General features: G+C 76.2%; 14 protein-coding genes. 4 read left to right on the top strand and 10 right to left on the bottom strand.

Translation table 11 applies throughout. From position 1 onward, the window contains the following. Window positions 1–35: 35 nt before the first annotated feature. Together ABZ449_RS14345 and ABZ449_RS14340 are read right to left on the bottom strand one after the other, a co-directional pair. Window positions 36–674 (bottom strand): sigma-70 family RNA polymerase sigma factor, encoded by a 639-nt coding sequence (locus ABZ449_RS14345; protein ID WP_360345286.1) that lies wholly within the window; start codon window positions 672–674, stop codon window positions 36–38. 289 nt (window positions 675–963) lie between these two features. Continuing rightward, a complete protein-coding gene (locus ABZ449_RS14340; protein WP_360345284.1) occupies window positions 964–1,341 on the bottom strand; it encodes a hypothetical protein in 378 nt (125 codons plus the stop codon). A 287-nt stretch (window positions 1,342–1,628) separates the two neighbouring features. Between ABZ449_RS14340 and ABZ449_RS14335 the strand changes: the two genes are divergently transcribed. Continuing rightward, entirely contained in the window at window positions 1,629–2,615 is a 987-nt protein-coding gene (locus tag ABZ449_RS14335) for a hypothetical protein (RefSeq protein ID WP_360345282.1), read from the top strand. 276 nt (window positions 2,616–2,891) lie between these two features. After that, window positions 2,892–3,152 (top strand): hypothetical protein, encoded by a 261-nt coding sequence (locus ABZ449_RS14330; protein WP_360345280.1) that lies wholly within the window; start codon window positions 2,892–2,894, stop codon window positions 3,150–3,152. 37 nt (window positions 3,153–3,189) lie between these two features. On the opposite strand, the gene ABZ449_RS14325 is transcribed toward ABZ449_RS14330, so the two are convergent. The 5 genes from ABZ449_RS14325 to ABZ449_RS14305 form a co-directional block, all read right to left on the bottom strand. Then, a complete protein-coding gene (locus ABZ449_RS14325; protein ID WP_360345278.1) occupies window positions 3,190–4,467 on the bottom strand; it encodes a S8 family serine peptidase in 1,278 nt (425 codons plus the stop codon). Beyond that, a complete protein-coding gene (locus ABZ449_RS14320; protein WP_360345276.1) occupies window positions 4,464–7,823 on the bottom strand; it encodes a right-handed parallel beta-helix repeat-containing protein in 3,360 nt (1,119 codons plus the stop codon). Before ABZ449_RS14320 ends, ABZ449_RS14325 begins: the two co-directional genes overlap by 4 nt. 86 nt (window positions 7,824–7,909) lie before the next feature. Further along, complete coding sequence (locus tag ABZ449_RS14315; RefSeq protein ID WP_360345274.1) at window positions 7,910–9,373, bottom strand: hypothetical protein; 1,464 nt, start codon at window positions 9,371–9,373, stop codon at window positions 7,910–7,912. Between the two features lie 79 nt (window positions 9,374–9,452). Continuing rightward, window positions 9,453–9,890, bottom strand: a complete 438-nt coding sequence (locus ABZ449_RS14310; RefSeq protein WP_360345272.1) for a hypothetical protein — start codon at window positions 9,888–9,890, stop codon at window positions 9,453–9,455. Window positions 9,891–10,096: 206 nt separating this feature from the next. Next, window positions 10,097–11,182: a hypothetical protein gene (locus ABZ449_RS14305; protein ID WP_360345270.1), complete on the bottom strand. Its 1,086-nt coding sequence runs from the start codon at window positions 11,180–11,182 to the stop codon at window positions 10,097–10,099. Between the two features lie 278 nt (window positions 11,183–11,460). On the opposite strand from ABZ449_RS14305, the gene ABZ449_RS14300 reads away from it, so the two are divergent. Then, window positions 11,461–11,904: a DUF4259 domain-containing protein gene (locus tag ABZ449_RS14300; RefSeq protein WP_360345268.1), complete on the top strand. Its 444-nt coding sequence runs from the start codon at window positions 11,461–11,463 to the stop codon at window positions 11,902–11,904. 18 nt (window positions 11,905–11,922) lie between these two features. Here the strand turns inward: ABZ449_RS14300 and ABZ449_RS14295 are convergent, their stop codons facing one another. Further along, window positions 11,923–14,346 (bottom strand): hypothetical protein, encoded by a 2,424-nt coding sequence (locus ABZ449_RS14295; RefSeq protein WP_360345266.1) that lies wholly within the window; start codon window positions 14,344–14,346, stop codon window positions 11,923–11,925. Next, window positions 14,346–18,260, bottom strand: coding sequence for a type VII secretion protein EccCa (eccCa, locus tag ABZ449_RS14290; protein ID WP_360345408.1), 3,915 nt, complete (start codon window positions 18,258–18,260; stop codon window positions 14,346–14,348). Before eccCa ends, ABZ449_RS14295 begins: the two co-directional genes overlap by 1 nt. Before the next feature lie 235 nt (window positions 18,261–18,495). Between eccCa and eccD the strand changes: the two genes are divergently transcribed. Beyond that, the gene (eccD, locus tag ABZ449_RS14285; RefSeq protein WP_360345264.1) at window positions 18,496–19,896 is read left to right on the top strand and encodes a type VII secretion integral membrane protein EccD; all 1,401 of its coding nucleotides are present in this window, start codon (window positions 18,496–18,498) and stop codon (window positions 19,894–19,896) included. Window positions 19,897–19,999: 103 nt separating this feature from the next. Here eccD and ABZ449_RS14280 read toward each other — a convergent pair whose 3' ends face one another. Further along, window positions 20,000–20,647: a type VII secretion system-associated protein gene (locus ABZ449_RS14280; protein ID WP_360345262.1), complete on the bottom strand. Its 648-nt coding sequence runs from the start codon at window positions 20,645–20,647 to the stop codon at window positions 20,000–20,002. Window positions 20,648–20,662 lie beyond the last annotated feature (15 nt).

The raw sequence follows: 20,662 nt of genomic DNA, 5'->3' as shown, positions 1-20,662 counted from the left end.
ACTGCCCCGGTCGGCCTGACCGGCCGTCGGCCCGATCAGCCTGCGGCCGAGGCGGGGCCGCGCTCCGCCGGGGCGTACCCGTGCTCCGCCGCCAGCACCGGGCGCAGCGCCCGGATCGCGTAGAAGTTGCGGGACTTGACCGTCCCCGGCGGCACCCCCAGCCGGGCCGCGGCCTCCAGCACCGAGCGGTCCTCCAGGTGCAGCTCGACCAGCACCTCACGGTGGTGCTTCTGCACCCGGCGCAGCGCCAGCGCGATGTCCCGGGCCACCACCACCCGCTCGTACGGGTCGTCGGCGACCGGCCGGTCCTCCACCGGCTCGCCGATGACCTCCTTGGCGCGGGCGGCGGCCATCCGGTAGTGGTCGATCGCGATCCGCCGGGCGACCGTGAACAGCCAGGGCCGGCTCGCCTCCGGCCCGGCGGACAGCGCCTCCGGGTGCTGCCAGGCGCGCAACAGGGTCTCCTGGAGGATGTCCTCGGCCTTGCCGCGGTCCCCGCCGGTGGCCCGCAGCAGCGCGCGCAGCAGGTAGCCGCCGTGCAGCCGGTGGATCTCGGCGAGCACGTCCGGGTCGAGGGTCGGACGGGCCGGGGCGGTGACGCCTTCCGGCGCGTCCGCCGGACCCTCGGACGACGGGGTGACGGACGTGGGCTGGGCGACGGACGGCTTCGACACGCGCTACCTCTCAGGTCGGGCAGGGGACGCAGCACGGGCAGGGCGTGCTGGGCAGCGACCGGACATCCCCCGGCGGCGGCTGCACCAGCACCCTGCCGCAGGCCGCCAAGTCCGCACCAAGGAAGCGCCAACGCCCCGGCCCGGAGCACTCGGTCCGGTCCCGGGTGCCACCGTTGGCGGGCACCGGCGACTGTTGGCCGATCGTTAGCGGCCGTGAGCCGCGGCTCCCGCGACGCCGCCCGGGCGGCGTCGCGGACCGTCCCGGGCGGGCGTCGGCGGCGCCGCGGTGTCAGCCCCCGGAGAGCGCCCGGAGCAGCTCCTGCACCCCGTCCTCGCCCCGGTGCTCGATCAGCACCGCGACCCAGGTCGCCAGCCGCTGCCGCTCCGCCTGCGACCACCGCGGGGCCGACGGGTGCCCGTCCACCACCAGCGCCGTCGCCATGTCCAGCAGCGCCGGCGTGGGCCGCGGCCACCACCGGCCCTCCGGCACCACCCGCAGCGCCAGCCGTCGGGCGACCGCGATCACCTCCTCCGCCGCCGCTTCGGGCACCGCCAGCCCGGGCGGCCCGGCCGTGCTCGGCGCCCCACCCCGCACCAGGGCCGCGATGAAGTCCCGCACCTCCAACCCGTCCGCGGCCATGCCGTCTCCCTCCCCCGTCCCGTTCACGGGACTCACGCTCCTTCCGGCTCGGTGGCACTCGGCGGACGCCGGGTGCCACCCGATGACGGTACCGATCGGTAGCCGGTGGGGCGGAGGGTTTTCGACGGGTTCCCCGATACGGCACCTCCCGATGTGGCGGAGGGCGCTCCCGCGCGCCCCGCTCCGCTCAACGGGGCCTGCGCCACGGGCGGTTCAGGTGAACCGGAAGGGCCCATTCAGCCGTACTCCCGGCTGTACGGGCCGGCCGAACCGGAGGCACCGGTCCGGCGCCCCATGGACCGGGAGGTCATCCGATGGCTTTCTCAGACGGCACCGCGGGCGCGGGCAGCACCACGCAGGCCGCCCCCGACTACTCGCCGGCCGCCTGGCCCGAGCCCGTCGCCCTGCTGCCCCGGCGCCCGCTCGACCCGCTCGGCACGGTGCTCATCCCGCCCGCCGAGCGGCAGTTGTTCACCCGGGCCCCGGAGATCCAGGCGCCGCCGGCGGCGCCGCAGCCGCTCCTCCCGCCGACGCCGACGCCGCTCGGGGGGAGCGGCGCCTGGGCGGCCCCCGGCCCGGCGCCCGCGCGGCCCCGCCCCGCGACGGACCACCCGCGCACCCGGCGGCTCGCCCTCCCCGGCGGCGGTGAGGCACGGCGGCGGCGCCTGGTCGAACGCGTCCGGGTGCCACTGCGGGCCTGCCACCGGATCGCCGTCCTGGGCGGCCCCGCCGAGGGGGCCGCCGCCGTCCTCGGCGCCCTGCTCGCGGAGCACCGGGCCGACCCGGTGCTCGTCCTCTCCACCGCCGGGCCCGCCGGGAGCGAGTGCCGTACGGGCGGCCGGCTCGTGCTGCGGTCCGTACGGCCGGACCCGGCCGCCCTCCGGGAGGCCCTCGACGAGGCCGGCGGCCACTACCCGGTCGTCCTCGCCGACACCACCGCCGCCCCGGCCGAGGTGCAGCTCGCCGCCGTCGAACAGGCCGACCACCTGCTCCTGTGCGCCCAGGCCTCCGCCGGCGGCGCCCGCACCGCCGACGCCCTCCTCGACCACCTCACCGGCCTCGGCCACGACGGACTGGTCCGCGGGGCGACCGCCGTCTTCACCCCCGCCCCGGCCACCGACCGCCCGATCGCCGACCGCGACCTCCTGCCGCACTTCCGCACCCGCTGCCGCGGCGCCCTCACCCTCACCCTCCCGGCCCGCCCCCAGGCGGCCCCCACCGGCCTGCGCCCCCGGGCCCGCCTCGACTACCTCGAACTCGCCGCCCTCCTCGGCGACGCCATGGCCGACCGCCACGGCTGACACCGCGGCAGCCGGGCGGGGCGGTCCTGGCGACCGGCGCTCCACCGGTTCCACGACCCGGTGCCGGAGCGGCCGGAGCGCACGGAGGACCGGCCGGTCTTCGCCAGGTGGGCGCACGGTTACCGCGACTGGTCCGTCCCCTGGCCGGCGCCGCGGCGGGACGGACCCGACCCCGTCGTACGGCAGACCGAGGACCCGCACGGCGCGTAACGGGGGACGACCGTCGAGCAGGAACCGCCGAACCGGTTCCTGCTGAAGTACACGCTCGTCGAAGCGATGATCGCCGCTCCGTACCACGCCCGGACCCACCGGCTGTCGGCCGCGGGCCTCGGCTCGCTGCTGAGCACGCTCCGGCCCGTGCCGCTCAGCCCGTTCCCATCGACCTACGACGCCGCGAGGTTCTTCGTCGCCCCCGGCCCGCTCGCGGCGGCCGGCATCGACGGCGCCGACGCGGGCATCGGCTTCGCCGCGCTCCACCGCGGGACGTCGACACCACTGCTCGACCACGGCTTCCGCCGGTCCCGTCTCGACGGCTGAGCGCCGGACAACCACTGCCCGCCGGGGCGGCGCCCCGTCAGCCCTCCTCCGCCCGGCCCGGGCGCCAGCCGCGGGCGTGGGCGCGGGGGGCCACCGCGCCGGCGGCCGCGACGAGGGCGACGACGGCGAGGGCGGCCAGCGCGACGAGGCTCGCCTGGCCGCCGGCGTCGGAGGGCGGCGGGGCGGGGGGCATGCTCGGGGCGGCGGCCGCGGCCGGCGGGGCCGCCTGGGCGGGGGCGGAGAGGCGGGTGACGGCGGCGACGGGGTCGACGGTGCCGTGGCCGTACCGCGGGTCGGGGCTGCGGTAGGCGGTGGTCTCCAGCCGGTCGGTCAGCTGGTCGACGGTCAGGTCCGGGCGGTAGCCGAGGACGAGGGCGGCGCTGCCGGCCACGAAGGCGGTGGCGAAGCTGGGGCCGGCGCCGGTGTAGTAGCCGCCGGGGGCCGGGCCGGGGCCGGTGACGGCGTCGCCCGGGGCGGCGAGGTCGACGCGGCCGCCGACCGGGACGGCCGCGGGGCCGTCCGGGAGCACGCCGCCGGGGGCGAGGTCACGGACGGCGAGCACCTCGGGGTAGGCCGCCGGGTAGGCCGGGGCGGGCTTGACGGTTCCGGAGGCGTCGGTCGGGGCGGTGTCGGGTGCGGCCGGGGCGACGATCAGCGCGCCCTTGCCGCGCGCCGCGCGGACCGCGGCGGCCAGCGCGTCGGTGCCGTTCGGCAGCGCCACCCCGATCGCGATGATCCGCGCGCCGCGGTCGGCGGCCGTGGTGATGCCCTGCGCCAGCAGCTCCGCCGAGGGGGTTCCGGCCTCGTTGGTGACCGAGACGGCGAGGATCCGGGCGCGCGGCGCGAGGCCGGCGAAGCCCGCGCCTTCGCGCTGGTCGGCGGCGATCAGCCCGGCCAGGAAGGTGCCGTGGCCGACGCAGTCCTGGGCGGGGTCGGAGCCGCCGGGCAACGGGGCCGGGTCGAGCCGGCCGGCCAGCAGGCCGCCGCCGTCCTTGACGCCGGAGCCCAGGACGGCGACGGTGACGCCCTCACCGCGACTGAGCGGCCAGACCCGGTCGGGCCGCAGGAAGGTCTGCGGCCAGGGGGTGAGCTGGGTGCCCTTGCCGGACGGCGGCAGGCAGCCGGCCGGCCGCCCGCTCGCGTCGCGTCGCTGCTGGCTGACGCCGGGCAGGGCGTCGGGCACGGCGGACGCGGCGGTGGTGCCGGGCACGGCGGGCGCGGCGGGGCTGTCGGCGGCGGCCGTGCCCGCCACCGGCAGCAGCAGTCCGGCCACGAGCACCCCGGCCACCGCCCGGACGCGGGGCGCCGCCCTCACGCGAGGCTGCCGATCCGCTCGGCCGGGATGTCCTGCGGCAGCAGCAGGCTGAGCTCGTCGAGGTCCGCGACGTCCAGCCGGGACAGCCGGCCCGCCTGGCGGGTGATCATCGCCTCCAGCACCTGCCGGGCGAAGCGTCCGTTGCCGAAGGAGCGGTCGCGCGGGACGGCCGCGAACAGGGTGCCGAGCGCGGCCAGGGTCTCCGGGGCGCAGGCGTAGCCGGCGGCCTCGGCCTGCACCCGGACGATGGTGACGAGTTCCTCGTCCGCGTAGTGGTCGAAGGTGATCTCCCGGGAGAACCGGGAGGCCAGGCCGGGGTTGGAGGCCAGGAAGCCGCGCATCTCCTCCTGGTACCCGGCCACGATCACCACGACCTCGTCGCGGTGGTCCTCCATCAGCTTCATCAGGGTGTCCACGGCCTCCTGCCCGAAGTCCCCGCCTGAGCCGTTGCGGGGCGTCAGGGTGTACGCCTCGTCGATGAACAGCACGCCGCCGCGGGCGCGTTCGAAGGCGTCCCGGGTGAGCTGGGCGGTGTGGCCGATGTAGCGGCCGACCAGATCGGCGCGGGCGGTCTCGATCAGCTGGCCGGAGGGCAGCACCTCGAGTTCGGCGAGGAGCTCGCCGTAGAGCCGGGCGACGGTGGTCTTGCCGGTGCCGGGCGGGCCGGAGAAGACCAGGTGGTGGCTGATGGTGGCGGCGGGCAGCCCGGCCTCGATCCGGCGCCGGGTCTGCCGGGTCAGGTTGACCAGGTCCTCGACCTGTTCCTTGGCGGCGGCCAGGCCCACCATGCCGCGCAGCCGGTCGAGCAGGCCGGGTTCCTCGGAGGTCGCCTCCCCCGCGGCGGCCGCGGCGGCCTGCTCGCCCACGTCGGCGGGCAACAGCCGGGTGAGCGCCTCGTTGTCGAAGTGCTCCAGTTCGGCGAGCCGGGAGGCCTGCCGGTCGACCATCTCCTCGAACACCTTGCGGGCGGCCCGGCCGTTGCCGAAGTCGGCGCCCTTGGGCATCCGGTCGAAGTGGGCGGCGAGCGCCTCCCTGGTGCCCTCGGCGAGCTCGTAGCCGTGTCCGGCGGCGGCGTGCTCGACGATGGTGGTGAGCTCCTCGTCGCTGTAGTTCCGGAACTCGACGGTGCGGCTGAACCGGGACGCCAGGCCCGGGTTGGAGGCCAGGAACTCGCGGATCTCGGCCTCGTACCCGGCGACGATCACCACCAGGTCGTCGCGGTGGTCCTCCATCAGCTTGACCAGGGTGTCGATGGCCTCCCGGCCGAAGTCCGGTCCGGTGCCGCCGGAGCCCGCCGAGAGGGTGTACGCCTCGTCGATGAACAGCACCCCGCCGAACGCCTCCTTGACCACCTCGGTGGTCTTCAGGGCCGTCCCGCCGATGATCGAGGCGACCAGGTCGGCCCGGGCGACCTCGACCAGGTGGCCGCTGCGCAGCACGCCGAGCTCGGCGAGGATCGCGCCGTAGAGCCGGGCGACGGTGGTCTTGCCGGTGCCGGGCGGACCGGCGAAGACGAGGTGCCGGCTCATCGGCAGGGCGGGCAGTCCGGCCTGCTCGCGGCGGCGGGCCAGCTTGTTGAGGTTGACCAGGGTGGCGACCTGCTCCTTGACGCCCTGCAGCCCGACCAGGGTCTGGAGGACGGCCTGCGGCCCCTGCGGGGTGGCCGGGGCGGGGGCCGCCGCCCCCTCGGCCGGGGCGTCCGCCCCGTCGGCGGCGGGGTCGGCGCCGGGCTCGGTGGTGGCGACGGCCGCCGCGCCGTGGGCGTCCGGGGACCGGTTGTCCCGGCTGTCGAGGTTCTCCACGGCGAGGCGCTCGGTCGGCTCGGTCTGCCGCAGCCCGGCACCCTGGTTCTCGGCCACCGTGCAGTCGGTGAGCCGCACGGGCTCCACGGATTCGGAGCGCAGCCCGTCCACGGTGTTGTCGCCGAGCTGGCAGGCGGTCAGGGTGGCGCGGGCGCCGGAGCACAGGTGCAGGCCGTGCCGCCGGTTGGTCCGCAGCCGGGTGCGGGTGGCGGTCAGTTCGCCGCCGTGCTCGACCTCGGCGCCGTCCAGGACGTTGTCGGCGGACTCGACGTCGCGCAGGGTGGCGATGCCCTCGGCACCGACCGAGATCCCGCAGGATCCGCTGCCGCGCACCAGGCTGGCGCCGAGGTAGGTGTTGGCGCCATCGGCGATCCGCACCCCGTGCCCGCCGGCGTCGACGACGGTGACGTCCTCCAGCCGGCCGCGCCCGTCCCGCAGGGCCTCGATCCCGTGGCCGCCGGCGGCGGTGACGGTGCTGCGGCGCAGCAGCGGGTTGGCACCGTCGCGCACGACGACGCCGACCCCTGCCGCGTCGCGGACCTCCAGGCGGTCGAACTCGGCGGCGCTCTCCTCGGTGAGCTCGACGCCGTCCGTCCCGGCGTCGCGCACCACCGCCCGCACCAGGCTCGGCCCGGCCGACTCCCCGACGTGGATGCCGGCCAGGGCGGGGGCGGTGACCTCGCAGTCCTCCAGGGTGCCCCGGGCCCGGCCGGCGATGTGCAGGCCGTGGCCCTGGGGGCGGACGGCGCGGCAGCGGCGCAGCAGCGGGTCGGTGCCGTTGGTGAGGACGTAGCCGTGGGAGCGGACGGCGGTGACGGTGCAGTCCTCCAGCACGACCCGGGCGGTGGAGCCGACGAAGACGCCGAGCGCGGCGTCCCGGATCTCGGTGCGCAGCAGGCGGGTGGTGCTCTGCTCCTCCAGGGCGACGGCGGGCTTGTCGGTGGCGGAGATCTCGCAGTCCTCGACGACGCCGCGCGCCTCGCCGTTGGCGCACAGGCCGTTGCCGCGCGCGTCGCGCAGCACGCAGCGCCGGACGGTCGGGTTGGCCCGCTCGCCGATGACCACGGCCGAGGTGCCCAGGTGTTCGATGACGCTGTCCTCGATCACGCTGGTGCCGGTGGAGGTCTCCACCAGCCCGGCGCCGGCCGGGTTGGTGACCCGGCTGCCGCGCATGGCGAGTTCGCCCTGCTGGCGGGTGAGCACGGCGGTCCACGCGTTGCCGATCACCTCGCAGTCCTGCATGGCGAGTTGGCCGCGCGGGACGTCGACGGCGGGCAGGTCGTCGTCCTGCCCCTGCAGCACCAGGCCGGTGAGCTGGACGGCCTCGGTGAGCACCTGGACCACCGAACCGCGCCGGGGGCTGATCCGCACGCTTCCCCGGACGTCCTCGGCGGTGATGCTCACCACCTTGGTGAGCACCAGGTTCTCGTCGTACCGGCCGGGGCGGACCGAGATCACCGCGCCGCTGCGGGCAGCCTGGAGGGCTTCGCCGATCGTGCGGTAGGAGCCGGGCTCCCGCTGCTCCGCGCAGACCGTCAGCACCGGGCGCGACATGCCTGGGGTTCCCTTCGTCGTGGGGCGTCGTGGCCCGGTGGTTCGGGTGGTTCGGTGGTCGGGTGGTTCAGGGGGTGCGGGCGCGGTCAGGCCGTGCAGGTGGCGCGGACGGCGCTGGCGGCGTGGTGGGCGTAGGTCTCGGTGCTGCCCGACCAGTCCAGGCCGCGGCTGTGCAGCGTGACCGAGATCGGGCCGCGGTAGGGCACGGTCTTCTGGTTCACCCAACCGCCCCGGTTGGCCGTCTGGTTGATGGAGAAGGCGTCGACCTGGCCGCCGCCGCTCTGCACGGTGTAGTAGCTCGGGTTGCCGCCGACCTGCTTCACGTCGCCGCTCGCCGGGATGTAGACCGCCAGGGTGCAGCTGGTGACCTTGTCCACGGTGAAGGTCCAGACCACCGAGTTGCCGTTGTCGTCCTTGTTGGCGTCCCCGGACATCGGCATCGAGACGTAGTTCCCGGTGCAGCCGTCACCGCTGTAGCCGCCGGAGTTGTTGTTCCAGCCACGGCTGCCCTGGTCGAACCAGCCGTTGGCCTTGTACACCCCGCTGGACTTGCAGTACGGACCGGCGATCACGGTGACCGGCGCGGGCGGCTTGGCGGCCACGGGCGGCACGGGCTGGTTCGGCGCCGGCTGGTTGGGCGCGGGCTGGTTCGGGGCCGGCTGGTTCGGCGCGGGCTGGTTGGGGGCCGGGTTGGCTCCGCCGGAGCCGCCCGACCCGCCCGAGGCGGAGCCCGACCCGCCCTGGGGGCGGTCCGCCCCGCCGGCCGAACCGCCGCCGCCCCCACCGGGGTTGGCAGCGCCACCGGGCCGTGCGGCGGTACCCGTGCCGGCGCCGCCGGTGCCGTTCGGGGCCGCGGCCGCCTGGTCGCCCGGAGCCGGTGAGGCCGAACCGTCGAGCGGCGGGACCACCGCTCCCGGCTGCCCGTCGGGCGTGGGGTTCGCCGGGTCGACGCTGCCGCCGTGCTGGTCGAAGCCGGGGACGTAGCCGTTGCCGCCGTCCCCGCCGCCCTGCCCGTAGCCGGGCGGGGCATCGGCCTGGGCGGGCCCGTGCTTGGGATCGTTGCCGCCGAGCTGGGTGACCACCACGGAGGTGCCGATCAGCACCAGGCCGACGGCGACGGCCGCGGCGATCATCGGACGGGACACCCGGCCGGGGCGCGGCCCGGGGTCCACGGCGCCCTCGCCGACCGGCTCGGTGGCCGCGCCGGCGGCGAGCGCCACCGCCTCGGGCGCGGCGGGGGCCGCCGCCGCGGTGACGGGGGACGGCAGGAGCGCCGGCCCGTAACCGGTCCCGCTCTCGGGCTCGGGCTCGGCCTCGGCCTCGGACTCGGGCTTCGGCTCGGTCCGTGCCCCGCCGGTCACCGCGCCGGTGGCCCCGGCAGCCGACGGCGCCGGCTCCGGGAGCACCGCCGTCGCGGCGCTCGCGGGCTCCTCCACCGGCGCCGCCTGCTCACCCGGGTCCGCCTCGGCCGCCAACGCCCAGTTCACCGCCGGGAGACGGAAGCCCCCCGCCCTCCGCTCCGGCTCGCCGCGCTGCTCCTCGCCCACCATGCATCCCCTGCGTTCGACGACTCTCCTGTGGGGAGCTACGGCCCGCGTGGCCGAACCGGTTCAGCCGGATCGGCGCTCTTCAGTCCCCGACCGTCCAGACCGGCTCGGCGGCCGCCTCCGGCGGGGTCAGTACGAAGGCCACGGCCTGCTCCAGCACCGACACCGAGGGCTCCACCCACGGCTCGTCGAGCTGCCGGCGCACGTGCGCGAGCAGCTCGGGGTCGGGCGCCAGCCCGTACTCCTCCAGGTAGTACGTGACGGTGTCGGTCCAGATCCACCGGCCGTCGGTACGGAAGCCCATCGGCACGACGCCGCGCCGCCCCGGGTCGACCACGTCGTCCATCAGCATCGGCGTCAGCAGCACCGTCGCCCCGGCCCGCAGGTACCGGGCGACGGCCTCGCGCTCCGCCCCCGCCGCCAGCCGCGGCCGGTCCGACGCGAACCCGGGACCGGTCACCGGATCCACCGCGTCGAACACCGCCGCCAGCCGGAACCCGCCCTGCACCGTCTCGCCCATCGCCGCACTCCTCCTGCCGACCACATCCCTACGTCCCGTCCGACGGCCCGTCGACGGCGCGGGGTTCACCGGGGAGCGCCGCCCCCGCCTGTCGGTGGTCGTCGGGAGGATCACCGCACAGTGACGCGAGGAGACCGCCACCGGGCTTCCGTGAGCACGGCCGGAAGGGATTCCGGCCGTGCTTCCCACGGGGACTTCCGGCGGATCTACCAAATACGCTTCGCGACCGCCGCGTTGTCGGGGAACAGGGTGCTCCTGGCGCCGTTCCACCTGATCGTGATCGTCCACGAGGCGTATCCCAGGGGTGTCGGGAACACCGCCGGCGTCGAGGCCGACGGGGCCGGAGCACCGGCCGGGCGGCGCCAGCCGTCGAAGGTGCGACCACCGTCGTTCGACGTGGTCTCCCACACGTACCCGTCGTTTCCGATGCAGGAGATCATGACGCGCTGCTGGTCCGAGTAGCCCGTCTGACCGGGGCTGACCACGGTGGTCTGGTTCCCGAGTCGCGCCGCCCCCACGCCGCTGGCGCACTCGCCACCGCCGTTCACCTCGGACAGGCCCAGGACCGCGCCGGTCGTGGGATTCGTCGTCTCGCGCCACACACGGTGGTCGGTTCCCGTGAAGAAGCTGCGCAGCACCGACTCGTAGTACTCGGTGCCGTAGACGGCGATCTGGCTGTCACCCTCGATGTCCGTGGCGTTGGTGCCGAGGAGCGCGTGCGAGGTCACTCGCCAGCCGTCGGCCGTCAGTGTTCCGTTGTAGTTCCTCAGGAACGTGATGTTGATGCGCCGGTTGGCGTTCGGTGCCTCGATCATGAGGTCCCGGGTGGCCGAGCTGATGGTGAGGATCGGGCTGCCGATCGCGTTGGCACCGGCCGGGAGCCGCACCCAGTTCGTCCAGAAGTTCAGGGAACCGTTGTTCGCCTGGCTGTACCAGATCTCCCCGTCCGTGCCTCGGATGACGACCATCGCGCGCCCCGGAGGGTACTCGACGATGCGCGGCGGCGACGTCGTCCGGGACGCGTCGTCTCCGCCGAGGGCGTGCCAGCTCCCGCCGTTGTAGCGGAACCAGATGTTGTTGTCAGTGCCCCGGGCGACGTCGTACGTGGCACCGGCGATCGTCACCGAGTACACCGCCGACAGCACCCGGGCCTGACTTCCGTCGAGACTGATCCACTCCGTCTCCGCGGCCTGCGCCGTACCCGGCGTACCGGCCAGCACCAGGATCACCCCGGCGAACGCGGCCAGCACCGCGTGCCAGCCGCGGGCCATGCGCGGACGAATCAAGGACACAACGACCTCCCTGCCGTTTACCTGCGACGTCCGGCGTTCCCGTACGTGGCAGTCGAGTGAGGAGTCTCGTCCGTCGTGGCCACCGTGGTTGCCACTGCGCGCACCGAAGAATGCCCCCCAGCGCACAGGGCCGCGCCGCCTCCGTGCCGCACCATCCGCACCACACGCACCATCGGCCCCGACGGCCCGTCGACGGCGCGGGGTTCACCGGGGAGCGCCGCCCCCACCTGTCGGTGGTCGCTGGGAGGATCACCGCACAGTGACGCGAGGAGACCGCCATGGGCACCTGGGGCATCGGCCCGTTCGACAACGACACGGCGATGGACTTCGCCGACGCCCTGGACGAGGCCGCCGAGGGCGAACGGGACGCCCTGGTCCGAGCGGCGCTGGTCCGCACCGTCCCGCCCCGGGGCCGGCTCGAGTACGTCGAGCACCTCGAAGGGACGGAGGCCGTCGCCGCCGCGGCCCTCGTCGCCGCCCAGTGCCCCGGCGACGAACCGATCGACACGAGCTACTGGCCCGACCAGGCCCTTCCGGCCTTCGCCACCGATCTGCGGTCGCTCGCCGTGGAGGCGCTCGACCGCGTGGTCGCCGACGCCTCCGAGCTCGCCGAGCTCTGGGACGAGGCGCCCGGCGGCACGAAGTGGCGGCAGGACGTCAGGCGCCTTCGCGCCGTGCTCGCGCCCGAGCCCGAGCCGCAGGACGCACTGTTCGACCTCTAGGCTCCGCCGTTTCGACCGTCATGCGGTGCCGGCGCCGAGGGCCAGGACGTAGCGGGAGGGGTCGGCGGGGCGGACCCGGTCGGCGGGGGCGACGGCGTCGCGGCGGGCGAGCCAGGTACGCAGCCGGTCGGGGCCGGGGCGGACACCGCCGATCTCGTGGAGCAGCACCCGGGCCGGACGGCCCTCCTCCGGGGCGGCCGGCTCGACGTCGACCACCTCGAACTCCGCGCCGGGGGCGAAGATCACCGTCGGCTGGTCCCCCGGATCACCGAAGGCCGAGCTGCGGCGGCCGCCGACGGACCAGATGGCGAACTCGATCCCGACGTCCTCCCCCAGGTCCGCTCCGGGCGCCGCCAGGCCGGTCACCGGGGCACCTTCGGTCAGCACCGCGCCCGGGGTGTACGCGGCGAGGTCGCAGTCCTGTGCCGGGCCCGCGACGAGCACGCCGCCGTAGTGGCTGGGCAGCCGCCGCAGGCCGGCGGCCAGGCAGCGCAGGTACGGACCGTAGGGACCGGGCGCGCCGGAGCGGGCCGCCGCGAGGATTTCGGCGCGCGGGGCCAGCGGGCCGCAGTCGCCGTGCTGCAGCAGGACGGCGACCAGCTCGGGCGCCGGATCGCCGTCCTCCGCCCGGACGCGCAGGGCGGGCAGTCGGGTGGCCACGTCCTCGGCCCGCCGGGCCAGACGCTGGTAGGCGGGGCCGAGTCGGGCGACCAGGGCCGCGCCGTCCTCGGCGGGGCTGGCGGGTCCCGCCGGCGCCGACTCCGGCCCCGACGCCGGCACCGGGGACGGGGACGGGGACGGGGACAACGGCGGAGGGGTCACGACGGGCACCACGGGCTCCGCCTCCGGAAGCGGGTCAGGCTCCGGCTCGGGCTCGGGCACCGGCTCGGGCTCCGGCTCGGGCTCCGGCTCGGGCTCGGGCTCGGGCTCGGGCTCGACGGGTGCTGCCCCGGTGACCGGCTCCTCCGCCGCGGGCTCCTCCAGGAGGATCTCAGGGGCAAAACTTGGCCCCTCGTCGACCTCCTCCGGAGCCTCCACCACGAACGCTCCCCCCGAGGTCGACACCGTGGCCGCGGGCTCAGGAGGCCTCACCGGCTCGGGATCGGGCGCGACCACCGGCTCCGGCTCCACCGCGACCTCCACCGTGGCTTCGCCCACCACCTCGCCCTCGGCTTCGCCCACCGCCTCGACCGCGGCCCGTGCCGACGGCTCCGGAGCGAGCGTCTCCGCCCCGATCCAGTCGAGCCCGTACAGCCGGGCGCAGAACCGCCCCACCGCCGCCGACCCGACGTCCAGCGCCCCGGCCACCGCGAGCGCGAGCCGCCCCGGCCCGGTCGGGAGCGAGCCCAGCACCGTACCGAGGTGGTCCCAGACCGTCTCCGGCACCGGTCGGCCCGGCGTGCCCACGACCAGCACCGGCCGCGCCGGGTCCGGCCGACGCAGTCGGGGGCCGCGGTCCGCGGTGACGGCCGGACGCAGCCACAGACCGGCCGCCACCGCCTCCAACTCCCAGCCGGGGAAGGCCGGGTAGCGGGCCGTCCCGGGCGCCGGGGGCAGGTCGGGGCGGGTGCGCCAGCCGACGGCGGTGACGGTGCGCTCGCTCGGGCGGGCGACCAGCTCGGTGAGGTACGGCTCCCAGCCCTCGCCGCCGTCCGGCGCCACGTGGACGGTCCGCGGGCCTGCCCCGGCCGCCCCCGCCGTGCCCACCGGCACACCGATCGAAGCCCGCACCTCCTGCCCGAGCGAGGCCGCCAACACGGCTGCCAGTTCGATGAGTTCGACCGGATCGGCCCACGGTGCGCTCAGCACGAGCCGCTCCACCCGCCCGGTCGCCTCCTGCAACCGCACCGCCGCGTTGGCCAGTTGGGCCCCGCTGGGCAGCGGCCCGGCCGGATCGCCGAGGATCAGCAGCAGCCCGTCCGGTGGTGCGGCGGCCTGGTCCAGCACGGCGGGCCGGACCGGCCCCACCGCCGCCTCGGTGACCCGGAACACCCCGGCGGCCAGCGGGGTGAGGGTCGCGGCGGCGGGCCAGCGCCCGCCGAGCGGCTCCGCTCCCCCGCCGGGTCGGCAGCGCCACCACGTGCCGTTCACCGCCGGCAGGGTGCCGTCCGCCTCGATGCTGACCACCGCGTCCGGCGCCACGACCGTCAACCCGCAGCGCCGGGCGAGCAGTTCGGCGGGCCGGCGGCCGTCCGGGCCGAGCGCCGCCAGCCCGGAGGCGGCCAGCACCAGCACCTCGGCGTCGCGCTCGCGCGCGGCCCGGGCGAGCTCGTCCAGCGAGGCGAGCAGCACGGGCGCCGCGTCCGCGGCGGCGGCGAGCAGCAACAGTGCCCTCGGCTCGGTCGGCACCGGCGCCAGCGCCTCGGCCAGCCCGTCCGCCTCCGCGCCGGGCGGGGCGATCACGTAGTGCGGGCCGAGCGCCCGCAGCGTCGAGGCGCCCATCACTCCTCCTCCGCCAGCTGCCCGGTCTGCACCTGCACCGTCCGGCGCCGGGTGATGTACAGTCCGCGCCCGGCCGGGAACTGGCGGGGCTTGAGGTTGCCGAACAGGTAGCCCTCCGACGGCGGGCAGGACATCAGCAGGGTCGGCGAGTTGACCTCCTGGAGCTTGCGGATCAGCGGGTCGCCCAGGGACCGGCCGATGCCGTTGGCGCCGCGGGCGACGACCAGGTGGAGGCCGATCTCGGCGCCCTGGGAGAGGTCCTCGAGCAGGGCCGCGAAGGGGTGGGCGCCGCTGCTGGAGCCGACCAGGTCGTAGTCGTCGACGAGGATGAACAGCTCGGGGCCGGTCCACCAGTCGCGCAGCCTGAGCCGGGCGGGGGTGATGTCGGCGGTCGGGATGCGGTTCTTCATCGCCCGGGACGCGCCGTCCACGATCTGGCGGAGCTTGTCGACGGCCACCGCGTACCCGAGGCGGTACTCCTCCGGCACCGCGTCGTACAGGCCGCGCCGGTAGTCGACCACCATGATCCGCGCCTCCGCCGGGGTGTAGGCGGTGGTGATGGCCTTGATCATCAGCCGCAGCAGGTTGGTCTTGCCGGCTTCGCTGTCGCCGACGACCAGCAGGTGCGGGTTCTCCTCGAAGTCGTGCCAGAGCGGCGCGACCTCGGTCTCCTCCAGGCCGATCGGCACCCGCAGCCGGCCCTCGGGGGCGGGCAGCCGGGCCGCGTCCAGGGTGAGTGGCAGCATCCGGACCTCGGGGGCGCGCGGCCCCGTCCAGTGCGCGGCGACCGCGTCGACCAGGTCGGCGACGCCCTCGCCGAGGTCGTCGGTGCGCCCGGAGCCGTCGATCCGGGGCAGGGCGGTGAGGAAGTGCAGCTGCTCGTCGGTGAGGCCGCGGCCGGGCAGCTTGGGCACCTTGGCGGCGGCCCGCATGTTGATCACGGAATCGACGGAGTCGCCGAGGCGCAGCTCGAAGCGGGTCTGGAGCTGGTCGCGCAGACCGCTGCTGACCTCGCCCCAGCGGGTGGTGGCGATGACCAGGTGGACGCCGTAGTTGAGACCGCGCTGGGACACGAGCGTGAGCACCTGGACCAGGTCGTTGAACTCCTGGCGCAGGGTGTTCCAGCCGTCGATCACCAGGAAGACGTCGCCGTGCGCCTCGTCGGGCAGCTCGCCCGCGGCCCGGCGGCGGCGGAAGGACGCGACGGAGTCGATGCCCAGCTCGGCGAAGTACTGCTCCCGGCGGGTGATGATCCCGTTGACCTCCGCCACGGTCCGCAGCACCCGCTCGCCGTCGTGCCGGCCGGTGACCCCGCCGACGTGCGGCAGGCCGCGCAGCGCGGAGAGCGTGCCACCACCGAAGTCCAGGCAGTAGAACTGGACTTCGCGCGGGGTGTGGGTGAGCGCCAGGCCGGTGATCAGGGCGCGCAGCAGGGTGCTCTTGCCGCTCTGCGGGGCCCCGGCGATACCGACGTGGCCGCCGGCGCCGGAGAGGTCGGCGGTGAGCAGGTCGCGCAGCTGGTGGAAGGGGCGGTCGACCACGCCGACCGGCAGGCCGAGGACGCCGTGGCGGGCGTCGTCCTCGGTGGTGAGGCCGCGCTCGGGGTGCGGGACCAACGGCGGCAGCAGCTCGTCGAGGGTGGGCGGGACGTCCAGCGGCGGCAGCCAGACCCGGTGTGCGGGCGGCCCGGCGTCCCGCAGCCGCCCGGCCGCCACCTCCAGCAGCGAGCCGGCCGAGGGCTGCTCCTCCTGCGGCTCGGTCTCCGCCGCCGGCCGCTGCCGGGGCATCACGTACTCGGTGCCGTACGCGACGACCTGCCCGGCGATGGCCGCCTGCTGGCCGGCGCGGCGCTTGGGCCGGTACGGGCCGGAGACGTAGGCGGCCTTGAACCGGCTGAGGGTGGAGATGTCGCTGCGCAGGAAGCCGTTGCCGGGCTGGGAGGGCAGCTGGTAGGCGTCGGGGACGCCGAGCACCCCGCGGCTCTCCATCGCCGAGAAGGTGCGCAGACCGATCCGGTAGGACAGGTGGGACTCCAGCGCGGACATCCGGCCCTCGTCGAGGCGCTGCGAGGCGAGCAGCAGGTGGACCCCGAGGGAACGGCCGAGCCGGCCGATCATCACGAAGAGCTCCATGAAGTCCCGGTGGGCGGAGAGCAGTTCGCTGAACTCGTCGACCACCACGAAGAGCGTGGGCAGTGGGCGCAGCGGGGTGCCGGCGGCGCGCGCCGTCTCGTAGTCCAGCAGCGAGGCGTACCCGGCCTCGCGCAGCACCTCCTGGCGGCGGACGAGTTCGCCGTGCAGGGCGTCGCGCATCCGGTCCACCAGGGCGGCCTCGTCGGCGAGGTTGGTGATCACGGCGGAGGTGTGCGGGAGGGTGTCCAGTCCCAGGAAGGTGGCGCCGCCCTTGAAGTCGACCAGGACGAAGTTGAGCACCTCGGAGGAGTGGGTGACGGCGAGCGCCAGCACCAGGGTGCGCAGCAGCTCGGACTTGCCGGAGCCGGTGGCGCCGATCAGCATGCCGTGCGGGCCCATGCCGCCCTGGGCGGACTCCTTGAGGTCCAGGTCGACGGGCCGGCCGTCCGGGCCGAGGCCGAGCGGGACGCGCATCCGCTGCGGGATGCCGCGCTGCGCCCAGAGAGCCTCGACGTCGTGGGCGTGCAGGTCGGGGATGCCGAGCAGGGCGGTGAGGTCGAAGTCGGTGGCGAGCGGTTCGGCGGCGTCGACGCCGTCGGCGATCCGGTAGCGGGCGAGCCGGGCGGCGAGGCGGGTCGCCGCGGGCAGGGAGAGGGCGTCGGGGCGGCCGAGGTCGGTGACGACGTCCTTGCGGTTGCGGTCGGCGCCGACCATGGTGAGCCGGGCGTCGTCGATCCGCAGCCGCAGGGTGGTGCGGGCCGCGCGCCACTCCAGGGAGTCGGAGAGGTCGATCAGGACGGCGTTGCGGTAGCCGGTCAGCGCGGCGCGGCTGCCGGAGTGGGCGCCGGGGCCGTCCAGGACCAGGACAGTGAACGGCTCGTCCCGGGCGGGCACGGCGTCCGGCTCGAAGCCGGGACGGCCGGTGAACTCCTCGCCGAGCAGCTGCTCGACCTCGCCGAGGCTGCCGGCCACCAGCCGGACCGGGCCCGCGCCGTCGGTGTCGGTCGGGTGCAGGGCGTGCGGCAGCCACTTGGCCCACTCCCACTCGGCCCGCCGCTCGGGGTCGGTGACGACGGCGAGGCACAGCTCGTCCGGGCCGTGCACCACGGCCAGCTGGGCCAGCACCGCCCGCACCAGCGAGCGGGCGGCCTCCGGGTCGTCGGAGCGCAGCAGCAGGTGGGCGAAGCCGCGCAGGTGGATCGCCATCGGCTGGTCGGCGAGCGTGCCGTAGGCGTGGATGAAGCGGCGCAGCGCGTGGGCGCAGAGCGGCTCCAGGTCCTCCACCGGCTTGGTGGCCAGCGGCGCGAGCGGGGTGGCCAGGCGCTGGGAGCCGAGCGCGATCCGGACGTCGCTGAAGTCGGGGTGGGCGGCCCGTCGCTCCCACAGCCGGCTGGTGCCGACCAGCGAGGCCAGTTCGTCCGGGGCCGGGTGCCGCCAGGCCAGGGCCTTGCGCTGGGCGTCGATCGAGCGGCGCACCTGACGGCGCATCTGGGAGAGGTAGCGCAGGTAGTCGCGGCGCTCGGCGCGCAGCTGCTGCTTGCGGTCGCTGGAGCCGCGGATCAGCTGGGTGACCAGCATCCCGGCGGCGGACAGCGCCATCATGCCCATCGCGACGTAGCTGAGCATGCCACCGCTGCCCTCGCCCCCGCCCGGGTGCAGGAACATGAACACCATCGACAGCGAGCCGAGCGCCATCGGCGCCATGCTGATCACGCCGGCCATGCCGCTCTGCTTCTCCGGCAGGCCCGGTGGTTCCTGGAGCTGGATCTCGCCGTCCGGCATCTCGGGCCCCGGACGCCGGGGCGTCCGGTTGATCAGCTCCACGCTCACTCAGGGCTCCTTCTCACCACGGCCGTTCCCTCTGGCTGACGGACGGCGCGGCACCGGAGGTTCAGCGGTGGGGGTTCCGACGGCGACGCGCCGGCCGGCCGCGGCACGCCGGTTGAACGCGGCGCGCCGGGCAGGCCGTTCATCCGGGCGGAGAAGCGGACCACCCCCAGCGAACCGGAGGACCGGCGTGAGCAGCAGTGTCGTGGCAGGACTGTGCCGATTGAGGTTCCACGCGCCGGGGACGGCCTTCGAGCTGGCCGTCCCCGCCGACGTGCCCCTGGCCGACCTGCTGCCCGCCGTCCTCGGGCACGCCGGCGCCGAACTCGCCGAGGAGGGTCTGGAGCACGGCGGCTGGGTGCTCCAGCGGCTCGGCGAGGAGCCCCTGGACGAGGAGCGCACCCCCGAGGTGCTCGGCCTGCACGACGGCGACGCGCTGTACCTGCGGGCCCGCCACGAGGCCCTGCCGGAGGTGCACTTCGACGACCTGGTGGACGGCGTCGCCACCGGCGTGAACGAGCGCGGCGACACCTGGCGCCCGGCCCTCACCCGTGTCCTGTCGCTGGCCCTGGCGCTGACGGCGCTCGCGGCCGGCTGGGTGCTGCTCGCCCTGCCCGGCCCGGCCGCCCCGCGCGAGACGGCCGCCGCGGCGGTCGCCGTCCTGCTGCTGCTCGGCGCGGCCAGCGCCTCCCGGGCGATGGCCGACGCGGGCGCGGGTGCCGCGCTGGGCGCCGCCGCCGTCCCGTACCTGGCGCTCGCCGCGCTGCTGCTGCCCCACGGGCCGGGCGGGTCCGGCGGGGGCGGTGGGGGCGAGCTGCTCGGCGCCCGGATCCTGGCGGCCTCCTCGGCGGGGGCCGGGGCGGCGGTGCTGGCCGTGGCGGCGGTGGGGGCGGCGGCGCCGCTGTTCCTCGGGGTGGCGCTGGTCGCGCTGCTCGGGGTGGTGTCGGGCGTGCTGGTGCTCGCCGGGATGACGCTCGCCCAGCTGGTCGCGGTGGTCGCGGTGGTGGCCGTCCTGGTCGGTGCCTTCGTGCCCTCGCTGGCCTTCCGGCTGTCCGGGCTGCGGCTGCCGATGCTGCCGCGCAACGCGGACGAGCTCCAGGAGAACATCGAGCCGGTCCCGGCCGCCGCCGTGCTGCCCCGCGCCCTGGTCGCCGACGACTACCTGATGGCCCTGCACACCGCGATCGGTGCCGTCTGCGCCGTCTGCCTGACCGTCCTGCCCTTCTCCGACGGCTGGGCCGGCCCGGCCGAGGCCGGCGCGCTGAGCCTGCTGCTCCTGCTGCACGGACGGGCCGTCGGCAGCATCCGCCAGCGTCTGGCCGTGCTGCTGCCCGGCGTCCTCGGCGGCCTGGTCCTGGTCGCCCGCGCCGCCACCGGCGCCTCCACCCTCGACCGCCTGGAACTGCTCGGCGCCCTGCTGGCGCTGACCGCCGCCCTCCTGGTCGCCGCCTGGACGGTGCCCGGCCGCCGCCTGCTCCCCTACTGGGGCCGCATCGCGGACATCCTGCACACCCTCAGCGCGCTGGCCCTGCTGCCGCTGGCCCTGCAGGCCTGCGGCGTCTACCACACCCTGCGCGGCCTGGGCGGCTGAGCCGGGCGGGGATCCGCGGGCCCGTCACCGTCCCCGGTGGCGGGCCCTTCCGCTGCCCGCCCCGTGGCGGGCCGGCACGGCCGAACGGGCACAGCGGACCGGCTCAGCCGAACGGGCGGAGCGGGCCGCCCCGGTCGCCGGCCCGCTCCCGGGCGTCGAGGGCCGCCCACAGGGAGCCGGGCTCCAGCCTCATCGCGGCCGGGGCCCCCGGGTTGACGACGATCCCGAGGCCGGGGGGCAGCCGTTCCAGCAGCGTGCCGGGGCCGACCACCGCGTGCCCGGGGCTTCCCGCGGCCTCCAGCCAGGAGCGCGCGGAGAACACGACCACCGCCGGTTCGCCGTCCGGGAGTCCGAAGCCGCCGACGGTGCCGAACTCGTCCAGCAGCACGGCGACCCGGGCCGAGGCGAGCGCGCGGTAGACGTCGTCGCCCGGCCCGTACCCGGTCGCGGCCAGCTGGACGGCGGCATCGACCGGGTCGGTCGGTGCGGGCCACTCGCGTGCCAGCGGCGACGGGCGGTACTCCGCGTTCGGTGCGAACTCCTCGACGGAGCCGTCCTCGCCCGCACGCCACCGGCCGATCACCGCCCAGTCCGGTGGCTGCCCCTCGCCCTGCCAGTTCGGGTCGACCAGTCCGATCCACTGCCCCGGCGCGGCCCGGGCGGCGGCCAGGATGCGCTCGGGCACCGGCGCCCCGTCGGGTGGCGGCGTGTCGGCCGTCGGTTCGTCGTGGCCCTGTCCGGGAGCGGTCATCGCGGTCCTCGCTGT

The sequence above is a fragment of the Kitasatospora sp. NPDC005856 genome (assembly GCF_040629945.1).
Lineage (GTDB): Bacteria > Actinomycetota > Actinomycetes > Streptomycetales > Streptomycetaceae > Kitasatospora.
The sequence above is the reverse complement of the archived record's forward strand: the minus strand, read 5'-3'. Positions and strand labels throughout refer to the sequence as shown.